Origin of the sequence: Pseudarthrobacter sp. NPDC080039, from assembly GCF_040702335.1 — a bacterium.
Taxonomy (GTDB): domain Bacteria; phylum Actinomycetota; class Actinomycetes; order Actinomycetales; family Micrococcaceae; genus Arthrobacter; species Arthrobacter enclensis_A.
Window position 1 is genome coordinate 1 of the sequence record NZ_JBFBKY010000065.1, and the last position, 2,796, is coordinate 2,796.

At 63.1% G+C, this 2,796-nt stretch carries 2 protein-coding genes; both read right to left on the bottom strand.

What is annotated here, in order from left to right:
* Positions 1-2,156: 2,156 nt before the first annotated feature.
* Positions 2,157-2,462 (bottom strand): hypothetical protein, encoded by a 306-nt coding sequence (locus AB0313_RS22050; RefSeq protein WP_366308472.1) that lies wholly within the window; start codon positions 2,460-2,462, stop codon positions 2,157-2,159.
* A gap of 133 nt (positions 2,463-2,595) precedes the next feature.
* Positions 2,596-2,796 (bottom strand): plastocyanin/azurin family copper-binding protein (locus tag AB0313_RS22055; RefSeq protein ID WP_366308474.1); only part of this gene is annotated, 201 nt, incomplete at its 5' end.

The window sequence follows — 2,796 nt, forward strand, 5'->3', positions numbered from 1 at the left end:
CTTTCGCCGTTCAATTCCCCAACCGACTCCCGATCTGACAAACCGGCAGACCGGACAACCGACCGGTCCCTTACACAGAAAACTTGACACCCCCGTCCGCGCGGGGACCGTGATGAGGAGGTCGCCGGGGGCATACGCCGGGCGCATGCTGCCGGTCAGTACCGGGGAGAAGCCAACGTGGAGCAGCGGGGCCACGACCCCGACAGCCAGGAACACCAGGGTCGCGGCAGCAGCGGTGACGGTGCCCAGCACACGCAGTGCGGAGAGAGATCGACGGGCCACCGCCCCCCGGCGGGAACCCGTCCCTGAGTTCAATGGAGCGTCCATGACGTTGCCGTTCTGTTTGAGACCCTTTAGCAGGAACAACACCCACACTGGCGGACCAATCTCAAGGCAAGCCCGCTTCCCACGACAAGAATTAGTCAAGACCTCCCGGAAAACCTGAGCGAAACTTGAGGAAAGCTCTGAAGTGCGGCAACTCCCGAAGAACGCAACTTTCCCCGCCAGCGAACGCCCGAAAGCACGGCGGCCGACAGCTCGTGCTTATAACTGGAGCGCCTTTGGATCAAACCAGGTGCCGGATCGGGTTCTCAGCAAATCCCGCTGTGCCCTGGCCGCCGCACCGCTGGGAACGCCCCGGCAAATCATGGCAATGGTAGCCAGTCCGTCCATGTTCCGTACCTGAGCCATCCGCCCGCCGGTGTGTAGGTGGCCACGATCGAGCACGCCCCCGCGATTGGAATCGGATCACTGGAGAAGAGCAACGTCGCGCTGATGCAGTGCAGGCCCCGTAAAGCTTCCGTGGCCTTTGCCACCGCGCGGCACACGTCGACGCCTTCCACCCTGCACTGTCCCACGCTCGAGGCCGTCCGGTATTCGAGCACGTAAGGCATGCCCAAGCATGTCAGCAGCAGCGGACCAGGAATACGGCCGAAAGACCCGATCAGAAGTGCCCAACCTTGACCGGCATCGAGCAGTACACGATTTGGGGTTCACGCAGGACAAGTGCGGTGTGCTGTCTCGTCCGGGGCCTCTGCAGTGTTGAGCGACCGGCGCTGACTCGGAGGTAGAGCCCTGGATATTTCAACGACCCCGCCGCCCCGGACATCCCGGCCGTGAATCAGGCGCTTTCCACCAGGATTCGAGCACGTCAGTAGGAAAAGAGCTCGGCCATCTCGCCCGGAAGCCGACCCCTTTCGGGACCAGTCCCCAGCCGTTTTAAAGGCCGATAATAAAGATTCCGAAACGCCGGGCACAGGGCACCCTTCACGTCGGGGAACACGCGGGGGTGGGAGATCAGACCTGTTTCGCCTACCGGGGAACTGCCTAGGGGGCGCCACGCCTCAGCGAGGCACTGCTACCCTGCTGCTGATGTCGGTCTTGCCGTTGGCCACCGCGGTCAGGTCGGCCGCGCCGCGGTTCGCCCCGACGATTGGCGTTGAGGCAGGGGCCGGGAAATTGGGCCGGAGCAGGTGTATGGGGCGGCAATGCCCGACCAGGCAATGCTGGGGGGGTTTGGGCCGGCGGCGGTCTTGGGGGGGGGCGGCATCCTCGGTCTCATTGGATGCTCTCGCCGCCGGCCCTGTCCCCATTTGTAAGGTCCTGCCCCCAACGGCGGGATCTTGCCTTCAACGGTAGGGCCGGAAGCTTAATGACAGCGCATGGTGGGCACAGGGTTCGCTCAAGACTTGCCCATGGCTGCGGCTACGGATGCCTGTCGGAGACGGGCCCGGCGGCCAGTGCTGGGGACGACACCCCCGACTGCTCACAGCCTTATGGTCAGACCTTACAAAACGGTGAGCAGGGAATGCATACCACCGTAAGCTTGCAGCGATCACCAGGCTGGAGGTCGAACTCATCGAACGCTCCACGCCCTTGAGCGGGTCTTTGGCTGCAGCGCTTCAAAGCCATCTGTTGCTGTTGACCAAGACTGGACCCCGGACGGAATCCGCCGCACTGGACAGGCAAGCATCCACGCCTGGCTGAAGAAACACGGCCCGCTCCTGCGCTGCGGTGATCGGAGCAGCAGTCAAGGCCGCGACGTCCCGGCGTGCCTCCGTTCCCGCCCACTGGCAGTTGTTATGTCGGGCGCGGTGAGATCAGCCGCGTCCGGTGCGGGTTTGCCCGCGCGGATTTTTGGTGGTGGTGCTTGCTGGTTAGAACTTGTCGGGGGAGTCCAATGATTCTCCTATGGTGATTTCCGGGGCGACGGTGGGGGTGCCGCCTACTGAACCGATGAATGCCTGTAATTCGGGCTGACTGAAGAACTTTTCGAACGCTGACGCGGATTCCCACTCGTCAGCGACGAGGACGAAGCCGTCCCCGATGGCGAACTGGTGGTGAATCGCGCCTGCCTCCCGGCTGCGCTCACTGATTCTGCGGTACTCGTCCGCGCGTTCGTCAAGGGACTTGGTGAAGACGTTGGTGTCACCGAAAATTTTGACCGCGACAATGACGGACATGGTGATGATCTCCTTATGGTTCTGGCCGGAGGTGCCGACGATGGACGGATGGTAGCAAGGGGGGTGGCGGCGGCGCCTGCGCGTTGTGGCTTCGAGCGGGGTGCGCCGCCGTCGTGGGTGTTCGGTGGCGGGTTCAGGAAGTGGGTGTGACTGTCACGCTGCCCGCCATTCCCATGTCGTCGTGGAACTGGCAGAAGTAGTTCCATGTACCGGTCTGGTCAAACGTCACTGTGAACGTTGAGGGACCGCCGGCGGAAGCCGGGAACAGGGTTCCGGAGTCTACGGTCTTTCCATTCTGTTGGAGCGCGGCGAATGTCACGGTGTGCGGGACGAA

What these genes read in the sequence shown, in the direction of transcription:
- AB0313_RS22050 (WP_366308472.1), bottom strand. Translation starts at nt 2,462, where the DNA reads ATGTCCGTCATTGTCGCGGTCAAAATTTTCGGTGACACCAACGTCTTC.